This window comes from Amycolatopsis sp. NPDC005003, assembly GCF_053600695.1.
This window is the reverse complement of the sequence record NZ_JBSGAI010000001.1, coordinates 13,723-34,719: the sequence shown is the minus strand read 5'-3', so window position 1 is coordinate 34,719 and position 20,997 is coordinate 13,723. Positions and strand designations below refer to the sequence as shown.

The window sequence follows — 20,997 nt, the reverse complement described above, 5'->3', positions numbered from 1 at the left end:
GAAAGGTGATCCCTCATGCCGATGAGACGCAGGGTGCTGGCCGCGGGGCTGGCCGGGGTGTTCGGTGCCGCGCTGTCCGGACGGACGGCCCAAGCCGCCGCGACCGTGCCGCCGGTGCGGCTGGACCAGCTGAACCTGGTCAACCTGTCGCACGTCAACGACCCGGCCACGACCAACGTCTTCCCCGGGGACCCGGCCTTCGAGCTGGAGACCATCGCCACCATCCCCGAAGACGGCTACTACCTGCAGTTCGTCCGCGAAGGCGAGCACACCGGGACGCACTGGGGCGCGCCCGGGCACTTCAACACCGGGGAACCGCTCGCCGACGACATGGACCCGGCGGACCTGTTCCGCCCGGCCGTCAAGATCGACGTCCGGGCGAAGGCGGCGCACGACCCCGACTACGCCGTGACGATCGACGACCTGAAGGCGTGGGAGAAGCGGTACGGCCGGATCCCGAACGAGTCCGTCGTGGTGCTGTGGACCGGGTGGGACGCCAAGTGGGGCACGCCGGCCTTCCCGAACACCGGCTCGGACGGCGTGCTGCACCAGCCGGGGTTCTCGATCCCGGCGGTGCAGTGGCTGATCGACACCGGACGCCTGGGCCGCCGCGGCGGAACGGGCACCGACACGTTCAGCCCGGACGTCGGCACCGACGAGACGTACACCGTGTCCAAGCTGGTCTACCGGCGCCACCGGATCAGCCTGGAGATCCTGGCGAACCTCAAGGCCCTCCCGGCGACCGGCGCCTGGGTGCTCGCGGGCGGCCCGATCAACCGCAAGGGCGCGGGCTCCACGGCGACGATCTTCGGCGTGCTGCCGCCAGGGGTGCAGGCGGGCTGAGTCCTCGTGAGTGGTAATTGGGGTTAGAACCCTAATTACCACTCACGACCGGCCGCGGCAGACTGCTCAGCCGGAGGGCCGAGAGCCGGGCCGGGTGGCCGAAGTGGTAGCCCTGGGCGGTCGTGCAGCCCGCCCGGGTGACCAGTTCGGCCTGCTCGGCCGTCTCGATGCCCTCGGCGACCACCGCCACCTCCAGGTCGGCGCACAGGCCGACCAGTGACCGGCACAGCGCCGCGTCGCGGTCCGGGCGTACTCCCGTCGTCAGCGCGCGGTCCAGCTTGATCAGGTCGACCGGCAGCGCGTGCAGCACCGTCAGCGAGCTGTACCCGGCGCCGAAGTCGTCGAGCGCCACCCGGACGCCCAGGTCCTGCAGGCGGCGGATCGCGGCCGCGCCCGCCGCCAGGTCCGGCACCGGCACCGTCTCGGTGACCTCGAGGATCAGGCGTTCGGCGGGCAGGCCGTACCGGTCCAGCGCGGAGCCGACGCTCTGTTCCAGCGCGGCCGCGCCGAGCCGGCTCGCGCACACGTTGACGTGCACCGTGAGGTCGACGCCGGCCGCGGTGATCTCGCGGCAGGCCAGGTCCAGCACCAGCGCGTCCAGTTCCGCGCCGAGCCCGGCGCCCTCGGCGGCGCGGACGAACGTCTCGGGCGACACCGCGGTGCCGTCCCGCGTGGTCCAGCGGGCCAGCGCCTCCACCGCCACCGGCGTCTCGTCGGCCAATCGGACGATCGGCTGGAACACCAGCGCGAAGCCCTCCGGGAGACCTCCGCCCGCGCGGCGCAGCGCCGACGGGAAGTCGGGTGGCCCGTCCGGCGACGGGTGGTACACGACCGTCGTGTCCTTGCCGAGCCGTTTGCCCGCGTACATCGACGTGTCCGCGCGGCCCAGCAGCACGTCCGCCGTCACCGCCGGTTCGGCCGGGTCCGGCACCACCAGTCCCATGCTCGCGCGGACTCCGACCAGCGTGCCGTGCACCGCGAACGGCCGCCGCAGCGCGCTCTGGATCCGGTCGGCGACCGCCTGCGGGGCGTCGACCTCGCCTTCCAGGAGGATCGCGAACTCGTCGCCGCCCAGGCGCGCCACCGTGTCGCCCGCCCGGACGCAGCTCAGCAGCCGCTGGGCGACCGCGTGCAGCAGGACGTCCCCGCCCGCGTGCCCGAACCGGTCGTTGACCTCCTTGAAGTCGTCGAGGTCGACGAAGATCAGCACGAGCGGCCCGTGCCCGCCTTCGGTGCCCTGCTCCACGGCCCGGTCCAGCCGGTCGGCGAACAGCGCGCGGTTGGCCAGCCCGGTCAGCGGGTCGTGGTAGGCCTGGTGGGTCAGCTGCTGCTGGCCCTCGTACACCCGGCGCAGCAGCAACCTGTTGTCCAGCAGGGAAAGCAGCTGCCGGGCGAGCACGAGGAACACCACGAGCACGCCGACGTACACCTCGACGGCGTCCGGGCCGGCGCCGGCCACGACCTGCACGGTGATCAGCAGCGCGACCGCGGTCACCGGCAGGTACGGCAGCGCCACCTGCCACCAGTCGACGCCGACCGGCTGGCCGCCGTCGTCCCGCCGCCGCGTATTGGGCGTGACCAGCAGGGCGAAGGCGATGAACAGCGGGCCGAGCACGAACCCGGCGTCCGACCACGGCTTCATGCTCTCCGCGCCGATGCTGACCAGGTAGGCGAACACGCTGTCGGAGCAGGCCAGCGCGACGATCCCGACGGCGGCCAGCAGCAGGTTCGCGCGGTACGGGCGGTCCACCCGGTCGAACACGACCAGCAGCACGGCGACGACCACGACGACCAGGTCCGACAGCGGGTAGGCGATGGCGACGGCCCAGGTCAGCGCGTCCGGCCCGGTGGCCTGGACCACCTGCCCGAGCGCGGCGGTCCAGGTGAGGATGAACAGCGAGCCGGTGACGACGAGCCCGTCGAGCACCACCGCGACGCCGAAGTGCGCGGTCCACTGGGCGGGCTGCCAGCGTTCCCGGTCCGGCCGCGCCCGCGCGTGCGCGAGCACGAACAGGGCGGCGAGGGCGAACACGGGGAAGCTCAGGTACCCGACGTCGGCCAGCGACGGCGAGGGCAGCCCCCGGCCGTCGACCAGCTGGTACCAGGACCAGACGCACTGGCCGAGCGACCAGCAGGTCATGCCGGCCGCGACCAGCACCCGCCACCAGCGCTGGTGCCCGCGGACGCGGCGCGCGACGACGATCCCGCAGACGACGCCGGTGATCCCGGCGCTCAGCTGCATGACGTCGTCGACCCACAGGGCGAAGGTGTCGCCCCAGAAGGCGAAGCCGTTGACCACGATCAGCGCCGCCGTGACGAAGACGAGCAGGATGGCCACTGGGTACCGCCGCACTGTCATGGCACCTCACGCGGTCACGCACGCCGGTAGGACCGGCAAACAGTACACCGGGCGTGATCATCCACAAGCGCACCGGCATGGGCGCTGCGTACGCGGGTACGGTCGGCGTGGTGATCACCCGCACCCGGGGGTACGCGCTGCCGAGCGGCGAGTACGTCGACCTCTGCGCCGACGGCGACCGCTGGACGACCGACCCGGTGCCGGGTGCGACCCTGGTGGGCGAGGGCCTGGCTGGTACCCGACCTGGTCGACGCGCACACCCACCCCGGCGCCGTGGAGCCCGACCAGCCGATGGACGAGCGGCTGCACCAGCACGTCGACGCCGGCGTCACGCTGATCCGCTCGCCCGGGCTGCCGGGCGAGCCGCCGCCGTGGTTCGGGGAGGACACAGCGGCCGGACAGCCCGGCCCGGAGGTGGTTCCTGAGCGGCGCGCGGTGGCGGCGGCCGCGGCGGAAGCCGGGGTGCGCGTGCCGGCGGGCACGGATTCCCTGCCGCACGGCGGATCGTCGCGGAGATCCGGGCGCTGGTGGCCGCGGGGGTCCGGCCGCACGACGCGCCGGCGGCGGCGTCGTGGAGCGCGCGGGAGTACCTGGGACTGGGTGCCCTGGCGCCGGGCGCCCCGGCGGCGGTGGTGCTGCGCGGCCGGTGCGTGCGGCGCCGCGGATGAGCGGGCGTGTCACAACCCGCCCCGGCGATTCGTCACAGTGCTGGACACCGAGGGGGGATCATGACCGGCGCGATCACGGCCGAACGGCGGCGGCTGACCGGCCTCGCCTACCGCCTGCTGGGCTCGATGAGCGACGCCGAGGACGTCGTCCAGGAAGCCTACGGCCGGTGGTACGCCCTGTCCGGGCCGCAGCGGGACGCGATCGGGTCGCCGGGTGCGTGGCTGACGACGGTGGCGAGCCGCATCTGCCTCGACCTGCTCGGCTCGGCCCGCGTGCGGCGGGAGCGGTACGTCGGCGAGTGGCTCCCGGAGCCGCTGCCCGGGGAGCCGGGCGCGCTCGCCGACCCGGCCGAGCGCGTCACCCTGGACGAGTCGATCACGATGGCGTTCCTGGTCGTGCTGGAGTCGATGACCCCGGCCGAGCGGGTGGCCTTCGTCCTGCACGACGTCTTCGGCTACCCGTTCGCCGAGGTGGGGGCGGTCCTCGGCCGGACGGCCGCCGCGTGCCGGCAGCTGGCGTCCTCCGCGCGGCGCCGGGTCCGGGCGGCCCGCGCCCCGGCGCCGGCCCGGGAGAGCGCCGAGGTGGTCCGCGCCTTCAAGGTGGCCTGGGCGGCGGGGGACATCGAAGGGCTGGTCGGCATCCTCGACCCGGAGGCCACCGTCGTCGCCGACGGCGGCGGGCTGGCCGGCGCGGTCCGGCGTCCGATCGCGGGCGGCGAGCGGGTCGCGCGCTACGCCGTGGACCTGACCGGCCGGATCCCGGCGCTGACGCTGGAGGAGACCGCCGTCAACGGCCGGCCGGGCCTGGTCGCGTGGCGGGACGGCGCCATTGTGGCCGTCATGGCGTTCGAGGTGGCGGGGGCGTTGGTCCGGCGGATCTGGGCGGTGCGGAACCCCGAGAAGCTCCGCCGCTGGCAGCCCGCCTGAGGAGCGCTAGCCGCCGGGGCCGGCGCGGTCGTCGTGCCGGCTGTGCGGCGCCGGTACGACGAACGCGATCACCGCCGCCGCCAGTCCGGCGAGCACGGACAGGTGCGCGGCGGCCGGCACGGCGCTGATCAGGAACAGCCGCAACGACCCCGAGATCAGCAAGCGCCACATCCTCGGGCTCATGATCAACAAGTACCCCCGCGGGCCCGTCGTCAACCGGTGCCGCGGCAACGGCCTGGTCACGTTCACCCGCGGGGGTGGTGGGCCGCCCGGGTGAACGTGACCCCGGCGGAAAGGGCGGCGCGGAGACGAACACGCGTTCGTCATTTCGACGCGTTCGACAGCGGTGACCGCGTGAGTTTCCGCCGGGAAATCGTTGCGGCGCAATGCGGTCCTTGTGAACACAACGCCAACAAGTTTCGACGTTACCCGAATGGCGGAAAAGGAAACCGCGGGATAACGATCCGTTTGCCGGAGCGTGATCGACTGGACATCGCTGGTGGCGCTGGCGAACATTGACCTCCGTGCGTGGAAGGGGAGGGTAACGGTGAGCCTCAGTGCGGCGGACGTGGTCGGCGAACTCAAGGCCCTGCGCAAAGGGAGGGCAATTTTCACGACACCGCTCGCGGATCGGATCGGGCCCGCATTGCGCTCCACTTGTGGCATTCTCGAAGATGACGGAACCGTGGAGATGCGGCGTAAGCTGTCCGACCGATTGCGGCCGCTGGTCGAGTCGTTGCCGGACGATCTGAAGATCGCTCTGCTGGCCGCGTTCGCGCTCGACGAGCGGGCGCGGAAACCGTTCTACCAGGAGCGGGTCCACTGGGCGGCGATCACGCTCGACCGGGACGACCGCACGGTCCGGCGGCGGATCGACGAGGGGATCGAGCAGATCGCCGCGCTGGCCGTCGCGGCGGCCGTGCCGGTGCCCCGGCACTATCCGGGCCGTGGCTGGCACACCGAAGAACTGCGCGTCACGCTGGCCCTCGACCAACCGGTGCCGGAGGCGTTCGAATTCCGGCGGGTGGTTGCCGACGCCGACGAAATCGCCGTGCTCGACTTGGCGCTGACGTTGCCGGTGACCGGCGAATCGGGCGATTCGGTACACACGTCCGATCTCGGCGTCGACGTGTTTCACGGAGGTGTGCTCGCCGGCCGGGTGATGGAATCGACCGACCGGATCGGGCTGGCGTTGCGGTTGCCGGAGCCGTTGCGCCGCGGGGAGCGGCACGAGGTCGGGCTGCGATTCCGGGCGAACCTGCGAGAACCGCGTTACGTGTGCGTGCCCCGGCACCCGTGCGATCTTTTCGATCTGCACGTCCGGTTCGGTGAACACGTACCGAAGCGGATCGTGTGCCAGGAAAAGGTTTCCCCGGCCGCCGCGGACGACCGGTGGCGAGCCGGCGCCACGCTGACCGCCGACGACGCCGGCGAGGTGCACGTCCGGTTTCGGGACCTCGCCCCCGGCTTCGCCTACGGAATCCGCTGGGCCTGATTCTTCCAGGTTCTGTCCACGATTTGTCCGGTGTCCCGCCGGTGCCCGGCGATCGTTCCGGAGTCGTGGTGAACAGTTAACGGACAATAGCTGGACAACCACTACCACAGTGCAACGTTGCTGGTCAGCGCCTCGATTACGCCATATGTCGGACCGGGAATCGTCGAGGCGGCACGCTGTCCGTTGTGGACGGACCCCGGCACCGGCGGCGGACAGAGGAGGGCCCGTGGAGACCATGATCGCGGAGGCGGCCGTTGACGGCTACACCGTGCTGGAGGATTCGCCGAGGCCGGAGGGCGGCCTCGCGAAGGAGCGGCTCGACCCGGTGGTGGAGGCGGCGCGCGACGGCGACCCGGACGCGGTCCAGGCGCTGCTGCTGCTCATCAAGCCGACGGTCGTGCGCTACTGCCGGGCGCGGATCGGCGGCCGGGACCTGTCGTACCTCTCGGCCGACGACGTCGCCCAGGAGGTGTGCCTGGCGGTGCTGAAGGTGCTGCCGAACTACCAGGACCGCGGGGGCTCGTTCCTGTACCTCGTGCGGGCGATCGCGGCGAACAAGGTCGCCGACGCGTTCCGCTCGGTGGCCAGGGACCGGTCGAAGCCGGTGCCGGAGCTGCCGGACCGCCCGCTGGGCGGCAACGAGCCGGAGAACCACGTCCTCGAGCTCGACCTCGGGGCCCGGCTGGGCCGGCTGCTGGCGTCGCTGCCGCCGCTGCACCAGGACATCCTGTCGCTGCGGATCGTCGCGGGCCTGTCGGCGAACGAGACGGCGGAGGCGCTGGGCATCTCCGCCGGCAACGTCCGCATCACGCAGTTCCGCGCGTTGTCGAAGCTGCGCGGCATGATCGGCGAGCGCGGGCTTTAGGCGTCACTCGAGCCATTCGGTGATGAAGTGGTCGCTTTCGTGGATGTGCACGGCCTCGTAGACGCCGGGGCCGAGCACGGCGAACTTGTGCGGCGTGCCGGCCGGGACGACCAGCACGTCCCCGGCACCGCCGTCGCGCTCCTCGTCGCCGACGGTGAAGCGCGCCCGGCCGCGGATGATGACGAACGTCTCGGTGTAGGGGTGCCGGTGCAGCCGCGGTCCGGAGCCGACGACGTCCGTGCTTTCGCGGATGACCGAGATCCCGGACCCGACGTCGCGTCCTTCGAAATTCTCGCTGTCGCTCACCTGGCCAGGGTAGCCGTCGTGACGACCCGGCGGAGCCGGTCGAGCGCGCGGTGCTGGGCGACGCGGACCGCGCCCGGCGTCGAACCGACCGCGGCCGCGGTCTCCTCCGCGCTCAGGCCGACGACCACGCGCAGCACGACGATTTCCCGTTGCTTGCGCGGCAGCACGCCCAGCAGGTTCGCCATCCGTTCGCGGAGCTCGCGCCGCAGCGCCTGGTGTTCGGGCCCCAGCGACGCGTCGGGCTCGTCGGGCAGCTCGGCCACCGGCTCGTCCTGCCGCGCGGCGGCCTTGCGCGCGGCCGCGACCTTGTTCCGGGCGATCCCGCAGACGAAGTCGGGGAAGGGCCGTTCCGGCCGCCGCCGCGGCAGGGCCCTGATGAGTGCGACGCAGACGTCCTGGGCGACGTCGTCGGCCGAGTCCGGGTCCAGCCGGGCGCGGCAATAGCGCTCCACGAGCGGCCTGGCTTCGGCCAGCAGGTGGTCCGAGGTGGTGGTCATGGCTTCCCTCCCGAGCGGGGAACTACCCGAATCCCACCGGGACCGACCTCGCCGACGCGGATTCCCGGCTATTTCCGGAGAAGCGGCGAGGGCGGCGACGATCCGTTGATCGACGGGGGAGATGACCTAGTCTTGACGGGCCGTGGGGGCGGCTCCTAAGGCTCCTGCCGGGAGCGGAACGCGTCCAGTACCCGGCGTTCCCGTTTGGTCGGCCGGCCCGCGCCGCGGTCGCGGCGGGCCACCGGGATCGCCGTCTCCGGCGGCGGCTTCGGCGTCCGGTCCACGTAGCACGTTGCCGCGTCCGGGGCGCCCACGCGCTTCTGGATCACCCTGACCACGTCGAGCACCTTCGTCGTCCCGCCGACGCGCAGCCGCACTTCGTCACCCGGGACGACCGTGGTCGCCGGCTTGGCCGGTTTGTCGTTCACGCGCACGTGGCCGCCGCGGCAGGCCGCCGCGGCATCCGGGCGGGTCTTCGTCAGCCGGACCGCCCAGAGCCAGCGGTCCACTCGGGTGGACTCCACAGTCGTCCATCATGGCCCATTCAGCGGCACCACCCCGCAGCCCCGCCAGGTTACTCGTGGGTATATGTCGACTTGTCTTCACCGTAGAGCTATAACTTGTTCTAAATACCTCAACGGTGAGGAACAAAGCATGAGTGACGAACCCATGTGGAGAACAACTTCTGGCTCTGTTTCCCGTCGCCTCTTCATTGCAGGAACCGGTTCTATATTGGCCGGTGCCGCGCTGGGTGGCCGAGCCGCGGCCGCGTCGGCCCAGCCGGCCGCGGCCGCCGCCATTTCCGACGGCGCCCGCGTGTCCGCGCTGGTCATCGGCACCGGGTACGGCGGGTCGGTCGCCGCCCTCCGGCTCGCCCAGGCCGGCATCGACGTGCAGATGGTCGAGATGGGCATGGCCTGGGACACCCCCGGTTCGGACGGCAAGATCTTCTGCGCCACGCCCAACCCGGACCAGCGGTCGTTCTGGCTGCGCACCAGGACGAAGCAGCCGTTCTCCAACTTCCTCGGGTTCCCGATCGACAAGGACATCCCGCGCTACACGGGCATCCTCGACGCCGAGGAGTTCAGCGGGATCACCGTGTACCAGGGCCGCGGCGTCGGCGGCGGCTCGCTCGTCAACGGCGGCATGGCCGTCACGCCGAAGCGGGAGAACTTCGGCGCCATCCTGCCCACCGTCGACGCGAACGAGATGTACGACGTCTACTACCCGCGGGCCAACGCCGGTCTCGGGGTCGCCAGCATCCGCCCGGCCTGGTTCGACAGCACCGACTGGTACCAGTTCGCCCGCGTCGGCCGGAAACAGGCCCAGCGGTCCGGGTTCCCGTTCGTGTTCGTCCCGGACGTGTACGACTGGGACTACATGGAACGCGAGGCGGCGGGCACCGCCACGAAGTCGGCGCTGGCCGGGGAAATCCTGTTCGGCAACAACTACGGCAAGAAGTCGCTGCAGAAGACCTACCTGCCGAAGATCGCCGCGACCGGCCGGGTCACCATCTCGCCGCTGCACCGCGTGACGCAGGTGGTGCCGGCCGCGGGCGGCGGCTACATCGTGACGATCGAGCAGCTCACCACCGCCGGCGCGGTGTCCACGACCAAGACCGTCACCGCGGACACGGTGTTCTTCGCCGCGGGCAGCGTCGGCACCAGCAAGCTGCTGGTGAAGCTGAAGGCGACCGGCGCGCTGCCCAACCTGAACGGCGAGGTCGGCAAGGGCTGGGGCGACAACGGGAACGTGATGGTCGGGCGCGCCAACCAGATCTGGGACCCCACCGGGGCCTCCCAGTCGACCATCCCGTGCGGCGGCATCGACAACTGGAACGCGGGCGGGGCCTTCGCGGAGGTCGCGCCGCTGCCGACCGGGATCGAGACGTGGGCGTCGTTCTACCTGTCGATCACGAAGAACCCGAACCGGGCGCAGTTCACCTGGAACCCGACGACGCGCGCGGTGGAGCTGAACTGGCAGACGGCGTGGAAACAGCCGTCGATCGACATGGCGAAGACCATCTTCGACAAGATCAACGCAACCGAAGGCACGATCTACCGGACCGACCTCTTCGGCGTGTACAAGACCTGGGGCGACCACCTCACCTACCACCCGCTCGGCGGCGCGGTGCTCGGCAAGGCGACCGACAACTACGGCAGGCTCGCCGGGTACCAGGGCCTGTACGCGATCGACGGCTCGCTGATCCCGGGCAACACCAGCGTCAACCCGTTCGTCACCATCACCGCACTGGCGGAACGCAACATCGAAAAGATCATCGCGCAGGACTTCTGACCCGCTGTCTCGTGAGGGGCGCCGCCCCCGCCCCTCACGACCGGTGGGACGGCAGGACGCAGACCGTGTCGAGGCCCAGGACGTGGTTCAGCCGTCCGAACGCGAGCCACGCGCCGAGGCTCATGCTCAGCTCGACGATCTCCTGCTGGCTGTACGCCGCGGACATCCGCTTCCAGAACTCGTCGTCCAGGCTGTGGTGGTCGGTCGCGTACCGCTCGGCGTACTCCGCCGCCAGCCGCGTCCGCTCGTCGAAGCGGTCCGTGGTGCGCCACTCCGACACCGCGTCCGCGAACTCCGGCTCGACCTTGACGCCGTCGCGCTCGGTGCGCCAGTCGAGGCAGAAGACGCAGCCGTTGATCTGGGCGATCCGCAGCCGCGCGGCTTCGAACTCCCGCAGGCCCAGCGTCGTGTGCTCGTACACGGCCAGCGAGAACTTCGACGCGGCGATCCCGATGCCGGGCACCATTTCGCCCCAGACGTACCCGATCGGGTCCTTGCCCGCGGGGATGTCGATGTTCACGGACGGCTCCTTCCGAGCTTGCCGGCTGCCGGGCGCAGCGGGACGTCGAGTGCGTCGTAGAGGCCGGGTTCGGCCGCGGCCAGCCAGTCGATGGCGCCGACCAGGCGGCCGACGGCGGTGGCGTTGCCGCCCGCCGACCGGTTCTCGCCTTCGTCGGTCGCCTCGACGGTGACCTCGATGCGCGGCCGGCCTTCGATGATCACGCGGTGCGCGCCGTCGCCGCTGGGTGGCGTCGGCCAGTCCGGCGCGCACGACGGGTGGATGCGCGTCACGTGCTCGATGACGATCCGCGGCTCGCCGTCGACGATGCCCTGCACCTCGAACCGCACCGCGCCCTGCGTGCCCTTTTCGAACTCGCCCATGGTCCGCGTGGTCACGGTCTCGTCGAGCGGACGCCGGTCGAGGGTCTCGCGCAGCTCGGTGACCTCGACGCCGAGGCCGCGCGCGATCAGCCGGACCTGCCCGCCCCACACCATCGACGGCACGCCGGTCATCAGCATCGGCGGGTCATACTCCATCGGCTGGCCCATCCCGACCAGGTACCGGACGGAGTCGGGCTGCTCGTAGGTCGAGTAGTCGAAGATCTCCTGGCAGCGGACGACGTCGACGTCGGTGCCGAGCCCGCTGACCAGCAGCGGCAGCACGTCGTTGCCCCAGCCGGGGTCGACGCCGGAGACGAACAGCGACCCGCCGCCGTCCTTGATCGCCGCGAGCACCGGGTCCCGCAGCTCCGGCGGTGCGTTCCGCTGGTCGTAGAGGGGGTACAGGGCCGGTGTCACGACGACCGCGCCCGCTCCGACCGCCCGCACGATGTCGGCGAGCGCGTCGTCGAACCGGACGTCACCCGAAGCGGCGTACACGACCGCGCGGGGGCTCGCCGCCAGGACGGCCTCGATGTCGTCCGTCGCGGCGACACCCAGCGCGCCGACGCCGGCCAGCTCGCCGGCGTCCTTGCCGACCTTCGCCGGGTCGTGGACGAGCACCGCGGTCAGTTCCAGCGCCGGGTGGGCGTCGACGGCCCGGATTGCCGCCCGGCCCACGTTGCCCGTGCCCCACACCACTGTGGAGATCATGGCCCGAGTTTTCGCCGGCGGTTCCGCGCTCGGGTAGGAAATCGTTCCGGCCAGCGGACCGCGCGTCCGTTGGTAACATGCACGAGCACCCGAACGTCGTATCGGAGGGCAGCGATGACGATCGACCCGAAGCCCCGCAGCCGCACGGTGACCGACGGGATCGAGGCCGCGCCCGCGCGCGGCATGCTCCGCGCCGTCGGGATGGGCGACGGCGACTGGACGAAGCCGATCATCGGCGTCGCCAGTTCGTGGAACGAGATCACGCCGTGCAACCTGTCGCTGGACCGGCTGGCCCAGGCGTCGAAGGAAGGCGTGCACGCGGCCGGCGGCTACCCGCTGCAGTTCGGCACCATCTCGGTGTCCGACGGCATCTCCATGGGCCACGACGGCATGCACTTCTCACTGGTCTCCCGCGAGGTCATCGCCGACTCGGTCGAGACGGTCATGCAGGCCGAGCGGCTCGACGGCTCGATCCTCCTGGCCGGCTGCGACAAGTCGCTGCCGGGCATGCTGATGGCCGCCGCGCGCCTGGACCTGGCCTCGGTGTTCCTCTACGCGGGCACGATCGCCCCCGGCTGGGTGAAGCTCACCGACGGCACCGAAAAGGACGTTACGCTCATCGATGCCTTCGAGGCGGTCGGCGCCTGCCGGGCCGGGCGGATGAAGACCGCCGACCTCGACCGCATCGAACGCGCCATCTGCCCCGGTGAAGGCGCCTGCGGCGGGATGTACACCGCGAACACGATGGCGTCGGCCGCCGAAGCCATGGGGATGAGCATGCCGGGCTCGGCCGCGCCGCCGTCCGCGGACCGCCGCCGCGACCACTACGCCCACCTGTCCGGGGAAGCCGTCGTCGGCCTGCTCGAAAAGGGCATCACCGCGCGGGACATCCTGACGCGGGAGGCGTTCGAGAACGCCATCACCGTCGTGATGGCTCTCGGTGGTTCGACCAACGCCGTGCTGCACCTGCTGGCCATCGCGCACGAGGCCAAGGTCGAGCTGACCCTGGACGACTTCAACCGCGTCGGCGACCGCGTCCCGCACCTGGGCGACCTGAAGCCGTTCGGCAAGTACGTCATGAACGACATCGACCGCCACGGCGGCATCCCGGTGCTGATGAAGGCCCTGCTGGACGAGGGACTGATCCACGGCGACGCGCTGACGGTGACCGGCCGCACGGTGGCCGAGAACCTGGCCGAGCTCGACCCGGACCCGATCGACGGCGAGGTCCTGCGCGGCCTGGACAACCCGCTGCACCCGACCGGCGGCATCACCATCCTGCGCGGCTCGCTCGCCCCGGAGGGCGCGGTCGTGAAGTCGGCCGGCTTCGACACCGCCAACTTCGAGGGCCCGGCGCGCGTGTTCGAGCGCGAGCAGGAAGCGATGGCGGCGCTGAACGAGGGCCGGATCGAGGCCGGCGACGTCGTCGTCATCCGCTACGAAGGCCCCAAGGGCGGCCCGGGGATGCGGGAGATGCTGGCGATCACCGCGGCGATCAAGGGCGCCGGGCTCGGCAAGGACGTCCTGCTGCTGACCGACGGGCGGTTCTCCGGCGGCACCACCGGCCTGTGCATCGGCCACGTCGCGCCGGAGGCGGTCGACGGCGGGCCCATCGCCTTCGTCCGCACCGGCGACCGGATCGCCGTCGACATCAAGGCGCGCAGCATCGACCTGCTGGTCGACGCGGCCGAGCTGGCCCGGCGCCGGGAGGGCTGGGAGCCGCTGCCGAACAAGTTCCCGGAAGGTGTGCTGGGCAAGTACGTGAAGCTGGTGCGGTCGTCGTCCTACGGGGCCGTCACGAGCTGAGCGAGGGCGCGCTTGTCCACCTTGCCGACGTCGGTGAGCGGCAACGCGTCGACGAAGTCCACGGTGGCCGGGACGTAGTGCTCCTGGCCGAAGGTCTCCCGGGCGTGCGCCTGCAGGTCGTCCGCGGTGACCTCGCCCGTCGCGACGACGACGGCGTGCAGCCGGTCGCCGCGGCCGAAGACGGCCGCGCCCCGCACCGCCGGGTGCGTCGCGAGGGCGTGCTCGACGACGGTGGTGGGGACCTTCGTGCCGTGCTCGCCGACCACGGCGACGTCGTCGGCGCGGTCGAGCAGGTAGAGGTAGCCCTCGTCGTCGAAGCGGCCGAGGTCGCCGGTGCGCAGCCAGCCCGCGCCGATGTCCGGGCCGCCGAGGTAACCGTCCATCATGGACAGTCCACGCACCTCGACCTCGCCGTCGGCGGTGAGGCGGGCCTCCATGCCGGGTACGATCCGGCCGACCGACCCCAGCCGCTCCGGGTGGCCGAGCAGCTCGGCGGCGGAGATGCTCGCGATCATCGGGGCCTCGGTGAGGCCGTAGCCCTGGCCGACGATCGGGCCGAAGACGTCGAGGGCCTGCGCGAGCCGGTGCGGCGGCAGCGGCGCGGCGCCGAGGGAGAGCGAGCGGACGCTGCTGAGGTCGGTCTCCGGGCGCTTCGGGTGGTCCAGGACGGCGGCCAGCCGCGGCGGGGTCAGCGAGAGCGTGTCGATGCGGTGTTCCTGGATCGCGCCGAGGACGGCGCCCGCGTCGAAACCGTCGTGGACGACGAGGGTGTCCTGCCGCAGCAGGGTGCCGAGCACGGTGGCGTTGCCGGTCATGTGCGTCATCGGTGCGACCAGCAGCGTGCGGCCGGGGCCGTCCGGCGACGGCGTGAAGATGTACGCCATGCCGTCGTAGATGCCGCTGTGCCGGATCAGCTTCGGGGCGCCGGTGGTGCCGCCGGTGGGGAAGAGCAGGCGGACCGTCTCCGGCGGCTGCAGCGGCGCGGGCTCGCCGTCGAGGTCGTCGAGGGTGCGGACGTCGCCCGCGGGCCAGGCGTGCGGGCGGTCGGTGACGACGGTGGCGCCGCTCGCCGCGGCCAGCCGGTCGGCTTTCGGGGCCGAGGCGGGGACCATCAGGACGGTCGCGCCGCGCAGGAGGCCCGCCAGCTGGACGAGGACCGTCTCGGGCCGGTTGCGCAGGTCGACGGCGAGGGTTTCGACCTCGCCGAGGCCGCCGTGCAGGCGGCGCAGCCGGTCGCGCGCCTGGTGGTAGGTGGTGACTCCGTCACCGGCGTGGAACAGGACGCGGTCACCGCCGTCCTCGAGCGCGGCGAGGACCTTCGTCAGGAAGAAGCTCACGCCCGGGGACGCTAACTCAGTCCTGGTAGGAAAGCTTCGCCATTTCCTCGTCGAAGTCGAACCAGTCGGTCTCGCTCCCGGCCGGGACGACGTCGTAGGTGCGGTCGAGGAAGGCCGCGATCTCCTTGGCGGGGGCCTCGAGCACCGCGGCGCCGTCGGGGGAGCTCAGCTCCACGACCACCAGCGTGGGGTCGCCGGCCGGGCCGATGCGCACGTCGCCGTCGCCGCAGCGGGCGAGCAGGCCGTCGGACAGGAGGTCGCGGCCGAAGAGCCACCGGACCGCGCTCGGGCCGGCGTGCAGCACCACGGCGACCGCGTACGGCTCGCGGGTGTCGTACTCCAGCTCGGCCGGCACCGGTCGCGGCCCGGCCCCGAAGGTGCGCAGGGCGAAGTCGATGCGGGCGCTGGTCACGCTGTGCGGGTCGGTCATGGGACCTCTTTGCTACTCGTCGGTTAACTTCCGCTGCTTCCAGGGATAACCCATAGTCAGTTCAACGCCCAGTGTTCCGAAAAACTTTCACACGCCAGGGTGATCAAGAAGTGTCCGAGGTCACCGTCGGCGTGGCCGATCGGGCAACTCCCTCACACACGGTCACCGCCGGTGACTCATCCCCGGCACCCTTGGCATTCGGAGCCGCGCCGCCGCCGGATGGGTCCCCGCGCCGGATTTGCGCCGTCCGGGTGGGAAAGGCCACCGGCCACCAGTCCGCTCCGCCGTCCGGCCGCGAACCCACCACGAGTCAGGGGTGACTGGAGGACTGGGCATGGGTGAGCGTGGGTGGCTGCGGCTGCCGCCGGACGAGGTGCCGGCGCTCGCGCCGAGCGCCGAAGAGCTGCTCGCGCGGGTGGCGGCGGGCGACGAGACGGCGTTCGCGTCGCTCTACGACCTCGTCGCCGGTCCGGTGCTCGGCCTCGCGACGCGCGTGCTGCGCAGTCACGCGCAGGCCGAAGAAGTGGCGCAGGAGGTGCTGGTGGAGGTGTGGCGCAAGGCCACGCGGTACGAGCCGGAGCGCGGCAGCGCGCTGTCGTGGGTGCTGACCATCGCCCACCGCCGGGCCGTGGACCGCGTGCGCTCGCACCAGGCCGGCGTCGACCGGGAAGAGCGGGCCGGTCTGATGGACGTGCGGCGGCCGTTCGACGAGGTCACCGAGTCCACTTTGGCCGGTCTGGAGCAGGAGCGGGTGCGGCAGTGCCTGGCCGCGCTGACCGACCTGCAGCGCGAGTCGATCGTGCTGGCCTACTACAACGGCTACACCTACCCCGAGGTCGCCGAGGTGCTGAAGGTCGCGCCGGGCACGGTCAAGACCCGCATCCGCGACGGCCTGATCCGGCTGCGCGACTGCCTGGGGGTGGACCGATGACCGCCGAACTGCACACGCTGACCGGGGCGTACGCACTGGACGCCGTGTCCGATGTGGAGCGCGCCGAGTTCGAACGGCACCTCGGCGAATGCGCCGCCTGCCGCCAGGAGGTGGCGGAGCTGCGGGCGACCGGCGCGCGGCTCGGCGTGGCCGCCGCGGTGGACCCGCCGCCGTCGCTGAAGCTGGTGGTGTTCGCCGATGTCGCCCGCACCCGCCAGCTGCCGCCGAAGCTGCCGGTCGTCCGGCGGCTCAGCCGGGCCAAGACGTGGCAGCTGCGCGTGTCGCTGTTCGGGGCGGCCGCCGCGGCGCTGGTGGCCGTCCTGCTCGGCGTCACCGGGACACCCGCACCGGTCGACGCGGTGCTGAGCGCGCCGGACGCGTCCGCGATCGAGGGGACCGGCGAGGGGCACGCCACGCTCGTCGTCTCCCGCAGCCGGCACCAGGCCGTGCTGCTCGCGTCGGACCTGCCCGCGCTCGACGCCGGCCACGTCTACCAGGTGTGGCTGATCGGCAGCGGGGGCGCGCGGTCGGCCGGGCTGATGACGTCCGAGGCGTCGCAGCGGATGCTCGTGGCCGAGCTGCCCGCCGACGTCGACCGGATCGGGATCACCGTCGAGCCCGCCGGTGGTTCGGCCGGCCCGACGACCCCCGCCGTCACCAGGATCTCCCTTGCGTAGCGCGCGGTCGGCCGCCCTGTTCGGTGTGCTGGCGCTCGTGGCGGCCCTGGCGGCGGGGCACCTCGTCGCCGGGTTCGTCGGCGTGAACGCGTCGCCGTACCTGGCGGTCGGCAACGGTGCCATCGACCTGACGCCGGTGTGGCTGAAGGACTTCGCCGTCCGGACGTTCGGCACGTACGACAAGCTCGTGCTGCTGGCCGGGATGGCCGTCGTCATGGTGGCCGTCGCCGCGGTGGCGGGCCTGCTGTCCCGCCGGACGCCGGTGCCGGGACTGGTGGTGATCACCGGGTTCGGGCTGGTCGGGCTGGTCGCGGTCTACGCGCGGCCCGACCTCGACGCGGTCGCGCTGCTCGCCCCGCTGGCGAGCCTGGTCGCGGGCGTCGGGACGTTCGCCTTCCTGCACCGGCTCGACGTCGCTCCGGACCGCTCGCGCCGGACGGTGCTGCTGGCGGGCGCCGGCGTCGTCGTCGGCGCCGGGGTCGCCGGCCTCGGCGGGCAGCTGCTCGCCGGGCGCCGGGACGCGGCGGCGTCGCGCGAAGCGGTCGGGCGGCTGGTGCCGGCCCGGACCGCGCCGATGATCCCGGCCGACGCCGACTTCGCGAAGCTGGGCACACCGACGTTCCTGACGCCCAACGACCGCTTCTACCGCGTGGACACCGCGCTGACCGTGCCCCAGGTGCGGGCCGAGGACTGGAGCCTGCGGCTGCACGGGCTGGTCGACCGCGAAATCCGGTACCGCTACGGCGACCTCCGGAACCGGCCGCTGGTGGAACGCACGATCACGATGACCTGCGTGTCCAACGAGGTCGGCGGCACCTACGTCTCCACCGCGAACTTCGTCGGCGTCGACCTGGCCGACCTGCTCGAAGAGGCCGGGGTCCGGCCCGGTGCCGAGCAGCTCTTCTCGTCCAGTGTGGACGGCTGGACGTCCGGCAGCCCGGTCGCCGCGGCCCTGGACCGCTCGCGCGGGGCCATGCTCGCTCTCGGCATGAACGGCGAGCCGTTGCCGATCGAGCACGGTTTCCCGGCCCGGCTCGTCATTCCCGGGCTGTACGGGTACGTGTCGGCCACGAAATGGGTGACCGACCTCGAAGTCACCACCTGGGCCGCGCGACAGGCGTATTGGCTGAAACGCGGCTGGGGCCGGGACGCGCCGATCAAGACGGAATCGAGAATCGACACGCCGAAGGGTTTCGAAACCGTCCCTTCGGGGAGGGTCCGGATCGCGGGGATCGCCTGGGCGCAGCACACCGGGATCGCCAAGGTCGAGCTGCGGATGGACGACGGCCCGTGGCGGGAAGCCATGCTGTCACACGAAGTCGACGTGCACACCTGGCGCATGTGGTGGCTCGGGTTCGACGTCCGGCCAGGCGGGCACCAGGTCTTCTGCCGGGCCACCGACAAAAGCGGGTACACGCAGACGGAAATGCGCGCCGGAACCGTGCCCGATGGGGCGACCGGGTGGCACAGCATCGCCTTCACGGCCCGGTGACCCGGATCACCCGAACGGGGGCAATCCGATTTACCGGTAGTTCCGAATACCGATCAAGAAGCAGTTCTCAGCCGCTTATGGGAGTGATTTTCGTGACCAAGCTCCGTGTCGCCGGAATCGGCGTCGCCGCCGTCGCCGCCCTTTCGCTGACCGCGTGCAGCAGCAGCGACACCGCTTCGTCGGGCAGTTCCAGCAGCTCGATGGCGCCGTCGTCCTCGGTGCCCGCGCCGTCGTCCAGCATGGCCTCCGGGGCCGGCAACGGCGTGACCACCAACGCCGACGTGTTCGGCCCGGCCTGTTCGCAGCTGCCGCAGGGCTCCGCGCCCGGCTCGCTGGACTCGATGGGCCCGCAGCCGGTCGCCTCGGCCGCGTCGACCAACCCGCTGCTGACCAAGCTGGTGGCGGCGGTCAAGGCCACCAACCTGGTCGACACGCTGAACAGCCAGGAGGCCATCACGGTCTTCGCGCCGGCCGACCCGGCGTTCGCCGCGCTGGGCGACGCCAAGTTCAACGAGCTGGCCGGCAAGCCCGCCGAGCTGGCGCCGATCCTGCAGTACCACGTCGTCGGCAAGCGCTACGACGCCAAGGGGCTCGCCTCGGCCGGCTCGGTCGACACGCTCAACACCGCGGGCGGCCCGGTGAAGATCGAAGGCTCGGGCGAGAACATGACGATCAACGGCGCCAAGATCCTCTGCGGCAACATCCCCACCAAGAACGCCACGGTCTTCGTGATCGACAAGGTGCTGACGCCGGGCACGAACAAGTGATCTAGCGTCCCAGCAGGGGGCCCAGGCGTTCCGCGATGTCGGTGAGGATCTGCACGTAGTCTTCGTGTTCGAAGGTGAACGGCAGAGCGAAAGCCACCTCGTCGATCTCGCGGAACGCCTGGTGCGCGTGCAGCCGCTCGGCGATTTCCGCGGACGTGCCGACGAAGTCGGGGGAGAACAGCATCCGCGCCGGACCCTGGGGTTCGGCCGTGCGGGGCAGGCGTTTCTCGGCGTAGGCTTCGTACTTCGCCCGCTGTTCCGGTGTAGCGCGGTCGGTCGGGATCACGACCAGGCCCTGGGAGATGCGGCCTTCGGGGTGGTGCTCGCGGAAGGTCCGGATGTGCGAGAGCTGGATTTCGGCGAAGTCCGTGCTCTCCCCTTCGGCCTTGACCACGCTGCTGGTCAGGAAGTTCATCCGGTGCTTGCCCGCCCACTCCGCCGAGCGCAGGCTCGCGCCGCCGTACCAGAGCCGCTCGCCGAGGCCGGGCGCCTGCGGCTGGACCCGGTCGGAGAACACCTCGAAGCCCTGGGTGCCGCTGAACCCGGTGGCCGGCTCGCCGCGCACGAAGTCCAGCAGCCGCTGGACCCGCTCGTAGGAGAAGTCCTCGACGTCCGCGGTGTCCGGGTAGAGGGCGTGCTTGACGTCGTCCCAGCGCATCGGCGGGCCGACGCTGAGCCCGGGGTTGAGCCGGCCGCCGGAGAGCAGGTCGACGGTGGCGAGGTCCTCCGCCAGCCGCAGCGGGTTCTCCCAGCCGAGCGGGATCACCGCGGTGCCGAGCTCGATCCGGCTGGTGCGCTGCGACGCGGCGGCCAGCACGGCGACCGGCGAGGAGATGCCGTACTGCAGGTGCCGGTGGCGCACCCAGGCGCTGTCGAACCCGAGCCGCTCGCCGAGCTCGATGATCTCCAGCGTCGACTCGTGGCCTCGCCGCGGGTCGGCCGCGTCGAACAGGCCGATGGTCAGGAAGCCGAGCTTCCGCAGTGGTCGTGACACAGGTTCGATTTTGCCCCGGTGAGCGGGGTTGTCCCAGCTGGTGGACTACCGCAGCCGGTCCAGCCCGTCGAGGATGAGGTCGAGGCCGAACTCGAACTCCGCCTGGTCGTCGCACCAGCCGAGGGTCGAGTCCGGGTCGTCGTGGGCGATTTCGGCCAGCATCCCGACGAGGTTCGGCAGCTGGGCGGCCAGGTCGGCGGGGACCTCGGCCGACGCGCCGGCGTTCGGGTCGAACAGCTCCTGGCTGAACCCCAGCGCGCGGCTGCCCAGCGCGTGCAGCGCGTGGTGGATCCGGTCGTGGGAGAACCCGCCTTCGCGCATCAGGGCGACCAGGCCGTCGTAGTACTTCAGCACCGCGATGCTCGTCGCCGAGCGCGTGCCGAACAGGCCGGGGGCCCAGCGGTGGCGGAGGAACACCTGCCGCGCGGCGAGGATGCGCTGCCGGGCCGTCCGCTTCCAGTCCGGGCCGGGGGCCACCCGGGCCACCGCGTCGTTGATCTCCTCGGCGACCACCTCGACGATCCCGTCGAGCACGTCTTCCTTCTTGGCCACGTGGTAGTAGAGCGACATCGCCTCGGCGCCGAGGTCCTCGGCGAGCCGGCGCATGGTCACCGCGCGCAGGCCGTGCTCATCGGCGAGCGCGACGGCCGCCCGCAGCACGCGGTCCCGGCTCAGCGGGATCCGGGCTTCGGTGGTCACGCCGGAGATCGTACAA

The 20,997-nt window shown here is 71.8% G+C and carries 22 protein-coding genes; 11 read left to right on the top strand and 11 right to left on the bottom strand.

The window, feature by feature from the left end; all coding sequences use genetic code 11:
- Nucleotides 1-15: 15 nt before the first annotated feature.
- Nucleotides 16-843: a cyclase family protein gene (locus tag ACWED2_RS00170; protein ID WP_449688226.1), complete on the top strand. Its 828-nt coding sequence runs from the start codon at nt 16-18 to the stop codon at nt 841-843.
- A gap of 31 nt (nt 844-874) precedes the next feature.
- Here ACWED2_RS00170 and ACWED2_RS00165 read toward each other — a convergent pair whose 3' ends face one another.
- Entirely contained in the window at nt 875-3,202 is a 2,328-nt protein-coding gene (locus tag ACWED2_RS00165; RefSeq protein ID WP_449688225.1) for a putative bifunctional diguanylate cyclase/phosphodiesterase, read from the bottom strand.
- A 204-nt stretch (nt 3,203-3,406) separates the two neighbouring features.
- Between ACWED2_RS00165 and ACWED2_RS00160 the strand changes: the two genes are divergently transcribed.
- Complete coding sequence (locus ACWED2_RS00160; RefSeq protein ID WP_449688224.1) at nt 3,407-3,934, top strand: hypothetical protein; 528 nt, start codon at nt 3,407-3,409, stop codon at nt 3,932-3,934.
- Nucleotides 3,931-4,797, top strand: coding sequence for an RNA polymerase sigma factor SigJ (gene sigJ / locus ACWED2_RS00155; protein ID WP_449688223.1), 867 nt, complete (start codon nt 3,931-3,933; stop codon nt 4,795-4,797). Before ACWED2_RS00160 ends, sigJ begins: the two co-directional genes overlap by 4 nt.
- 6 nt (nt 4,798-4,803) lie before the next feature.
- Here the strand turns inward: sigJ and ACWED2_RS00150 are convergent, their stop codons facing one another.
- Complete coding sequence (locus tag ACWED2_RS00150) at nt 4,804-4,980, bottom strand: hypothetical protein (protein ID WP_449688222.1); 177 nt, start codon at nt 4,978-4,980, stop codon at nt 4,804-4,806.
- A 316-nt stretch (nt 4,981-5,296) separates the two neighbouring features.
- Between ACWED2_RS00150 and ACWED2_RS00145 the strand changes: the two genes are divergently transcribed.
- Nucleotides 5,297-6,292 (top strand): hypothetical protein, encoded by a 996-nt coding sequence (locus tag ACWED2_RS00145; RefSeq protein WP_449688221.1) that lies wholly within the window; start codon nt 5,297-5,299, stop codon nt 6,290-6,292.
- A gap of 235 nt (nt 6,293-6,527) precedes the next feature.
- Nucleotides 6,528-7,157, top strand: coding sequence for an RNA polymerase sigma factor ShbA (gene shbA, locus ACWED2_RS00140; protein WP_449688623.1), 630 nt, complete (start codon nt 6,528-6,530; stop codon nt 7,155-7,157).
- A gap of 3 nt (nt 7,158-7,160) precedes the next feature.
- Here the strand turns inward: shbA and ACWED2_RS00135 are convergent, their stop codons facing one another.
- The 3 genes from ACWED2_RS00135 to ACWED2_RS00125 all read right to left on the bottom strand — a co-directional run bounded on the left by ACWED2_RS00135 (nt 7,161) and on the right by ACWED2_RS00125 (nt 8,469).
- A complete protein-coding gene (locus ACWED2_RS00135; protein ID WP_449666721.1) occupies nt 7,161-7,463 on the bottom strand; it encodes a cupin domain-containing protein in 303 nt (100 codons plus the stop codon).
- Complete coding sequence (locus tag ACWED2_RS00130; RefSeq protein ID WP_449688220.1) at nt 7,460-7,960, bottom strand: sigma-70 family RNA polymerase sigma factor; 501 nt, start codon at nt 7,958-7,960, stop codon at nt 7,460-7,462. Before ACWED2_RS00130 ends, ACWED2_RS00135 begins: the two co-directional genes overlap by 4 nt.
- Nucleotides 7,961-8,115: 155 nt before the next feature.
- Nucleotides 8,116-8,469, bottom strand: a complete 354-nt coding sequence (locus tag ACWED2_RS00125; protein WP_449688622.1) for an RNA-binding S4 domain-containing protein — start codon at nt 8,467-8,469, stop codon at nt 8,116-8,118.
- A gap of 223 nt (nt 8,470-8,692) precedes the next feature.
- Here ACWED2_RS00125 and ACWED2_RS00120 point away from each other — a divergent pair, with 223 nt between their 5' ends.
- Nucleotides 8,693-10,255 carry a GMC oxidoreductase gene (locus ACWED2_RS00120; protein ID WP_449688219.1) on the top strand — a complete coding sequence of 521 codons (1,563 nt, stop codon included), beginning with the start codon at nt 8,693-8,695 and terminating at the stop codon, nt 10,253-10,255.
- Nucleotides 10,256-10,289: 34 nt separating this feature from the next.
- Here ACWED2_RS00120 and ACWED2_RS00115 read toward each other — a convergent pair whose 3' ends face one another.
- Nucleotides 10,290-10,775, bottom strand: coding sequence for a carboxymuconolactone decarboxylase family protein (locus ACWED2_RS00115; RefSeq protein WP_449688218.1), 486 nt, complete (start codon nt 10,773-10,775; stop codon nt 10,290-10,292).
- Complete coding sequence (locus tag ACWED2_RS00110) at nt 10,772-11,848, bottom strand: NAD(P)H-dependent amine dehydrogenase family protein (RefSeq protein WP_449688217.1); 1,077 nt, start codon at nt 11,846-11,848, stop codon at nt 10,772-10,774. Before ACWED2_RS00110 ends, ACWED2_RS00115 begins: the two co-directional genes overlap by 4 nt.
- A gap of 114 nt (nt 11,849-11,962) precedes the next feature.
- On the opposite strand from ACWED2_RS00110, the gene ilvD reads away from it, so the two are divergent.
- Complete coding sequence (gene ilvD, locus ACWED2_RS00105; protein ID WP_449688216.1) at nt 11,963-13,654, top strand: dihydroxy-acid dehydratase; 1,692 nt, start codon at nt 11,963-11,965, stop codon at nt 13,652-13,654.
- Here ilvD and ACWED2_RS00100 read toward each other — a convergent pair.
- Both ACWED2_RS00100 and ACWED2_RS00095 read right to left on the bottom strand, forming a co-directional pair.
- Entirely contained in the window at nt 13,633-14,991 is a 1,359-nt protein-coding gene (locus ACWED2_RS00100; protein WP_449688215.1) for a class I adenylate-forming enzyme family protein, read from the bottom strand. The two genes, ilvD and ACWED2_RS00100, sit on opposite strands and share 22 nt — an antisense overlap.
- A 16-nt stretch (nt 14,992-15,007) precedes the next feature.
- Nucleotides 15,008-15,421: an SsgA family sporulation/cell division regulator gene (locus tag ACWED2_RS00095; protein WP_449688214.1), complete on the bottom strand. Its 414-nt coding sequence runs from the start codon at nt 15,419-15,421 to the stop codon at nt 15,008-15,010.
- A 334-nt stretch (nt 15,422-15,755) separates the two neighbouring features.
- Here ACWED2_RS00095 and sigK point away from each other — a divergent pair, with 334 nt between their 5' ends.
- From sigK to ACWED2_RS00075, 4 genes are all read left to right on the top strand, one after another.
- The gene (gene sigK, locus ACWED2_RS00090; protein WP_449688213.1) at nt 15,756-16,352 is read left to right on the top strand and encodes an ECF RNA polymerase sigma factor SigK; all 597 of its coding nucleotides are present in this window, start codon (nt 15,756-15,758) and stop codon (nt 16,350-16,352) included.
- Nucleotides 16,349-17,029, top strand: a complete 681-nt coding sequence (locus ACWED2_RS00085; protein WP_449688212.1) for an anti-sigma factor — start codon at nt 16,349-16,351, stop codon at nt 17,027-17,029. Before sigK ends, ACWED2_RS00085 begins: the two co-directional genes overlap by 4 nt.
- A gap of 25 nt (nt 17,030-17,054) precedes the next feature.
- Nucleotides 17,055-18,521 carry a molybdopterin-dependent oxidoreductase gene (locus tag ACWED2_RS00080; RefSeq protein WP_449688621.1) on the top strand — a complete coding sequence of 489 codons (1,467 nt, stop codon included), beginning with the start codon at nt 17,055-17,057 and terminating at the stop codon, nt 18,519-18,521.
- A gap of 92 nt (nt 18,522-18,613) precedes the next feature.
- Nucleotides 18,614-19,288, top strand: a complete 675-nt coding sequence (locus tag ACWED2_RS00075) for a fasciclin domain-containing protein (RefSeq protein WP_449688211.1) — start codon at nt 18,614-18,616, stop codon at nt 19,286-19,288.
- 1 nt (nt 19,289) lies between these two features.
- On the opposite strand, the gene ACWED2_RS00070 is transcribed toward ACWED2_RS00075, so the two are convergent.
- Nucleotides 19,290-20,282 carry an LLM class flavin-dependent oxidoreductase gene (locus ACWED2_RS00070; protein ID WP_449688210.1) on the bottom strand — a complete coding sequence of 331 codons (993 nt, stop codon included), beginning with the start codon at nt 20,280-20,282 and terminating at the stop codon, nt 19,290-19,292.
- 45 nt (nt 20,283-20,327) lie between these two features.
- Nucleotides 20,328-20,981, bottom strand: a complete 654-nt coding sequence (locus ACWED2_RS00065; RefSeq protein WP_449688209.1) for a TetR/AcrR family transcriptional regulator C-terminal domain-containing protein — start codon at nt 20,979-20,981, stop codon at nt 20,328-20,330.
- Nucleotides 20,982-20,997: the final 16 nt, after the last annotated feature.

Bases quoted from the DNA above. Each gene is read 5' to 3' on its own strand.
- ACWED2_RS00170 (WP_449688226.1), top strand. From the start codon at position 16: ATGCCGATGAGACGCAGGGTGCTGGCCGCGGGGCTGGCCGGGGTGTTC.
- ACWED2_RS00165 (WP_449688225.1), bottom strand. From the start codon at position 3,202: ATGACAGTGCGGCGGTACCCAGTGGCCATCCTGCTCGTCTTCGTCACG.
- sigJ (WP_449688223.1), top strand. From the start codon at position 3,931: ATGACCGGCGCGATCACGGCCGAACGGCGGCGGCTGACCGGCCTCGCC.
- ACWED2_RS00150 (WP_449688222.1), bottom strand. From the start codon at position 4,980: ATGAGCCCGAGGATGTGGCGCTTGCTGATCTCGGGGTCGTTGCGGCTG.
- shbA (WP_449688623.1), top strand. From the start codon at position 6,528: ATGATCGCGGAGGCGGCCGTTGACGGCTACACCGTGCTGGAGGATTCG.
- ACWED2_RS00130 (WP_449688220.1), bottom strand. From the start codon at position 7,960: ATGACCACCACCTCGGACCACCTGCTGGCCGAAGCCAGGCCGCTCGTG.
- ACWED2_RS00110 (WP_449688217.1), bottom strand. From the start codon at position 11,848: ATGATCTCCACAGTGGTGTGGGGCACGGGCAACGTGGGCCGGGCGGCA.
- ilvD (WP_449688216.1), top strand. From the start codon at position 11,963: ATGACGATCGACCCGAAGCCCCGCAGCCGCACGGTGACCGACGGGATC.
- ACWED2_RS00095 (WP_449688214.1), bottom strand. From the start codon at position 15,421: ATGACCGACCCGCACAGCGTGACCAGCGCCCGCATCGACTTCGCCCTG.
- sigK (WP_449688213.1), top strand. From the start codon at position 15,756: ATGGGTGAGCGTGGGTGGCTGCGGCTGCCGCCGGACGAGGTGCCGGCG.
- ACWED2_RS00085 (WP_449688212.1), top strand. From the start codon at position 16,349: ATGACCGCCGAACTGCACACGCTGACCGGGGCGTACGCACTGGACGCC.